Genomic DNA, 400 nt, shown 5'->3' with positions numbered 1-400 from the left:
TTTGCCCCCATCAACCCCAACAACGGCCAGCCCTATTTCAGGGTTGACCGCCGTGGCTGGGGGGCCGGTTGGGCTGCGGGCAACGTGCTGCGGTTCAACACCTACGCCGCCAATTACCCGATCTGGTTTATCCGCACCATCTTGCAGTCGGTGGCTGCGGTAGATACCGACCGTTTCGAGGCCCAGCTCAGGGGCAACGTCAACCGTTAACCGGTGAGGCGTTGCGCCTTGCCCGTGGAGAGAAAAGAGATGGCTGAATACAAGGTCAAATGGTTTGCAAGCGAGATGCAGGGGGCCCCGAACCTGGGTGATACCGCAGAGGGCGCCCTGGCGGCGCTGCTCAAGGCGGTGCTGGTCACCGGCTTTGGCACCCTGACCATCAACGCGCTGGCTTTCGATG

Annotated in this window: 1 protein-coding gene; it reads left to right on the top strand. The window is 62.0% G+C overall.

Translation table 11 applies throughout. From position 1 onward, the window contains the following. Positions 1-210: hypothetical protein (locus ACW5W8_RS23915; protein WP_498630903.1), on the top strand; the 210-nt coding region annotated here is incomplete at its 5' end. Positions 211-400 lie beyond the last annotated feature (190 nt).

Source organism: Aeromonas aquatilis, assembly GCF_054052405.1.
Note: the sequence above shows the minus strand (reverse complement) of the source record. Positions and strands in the feature narration are given on the sequence as shown.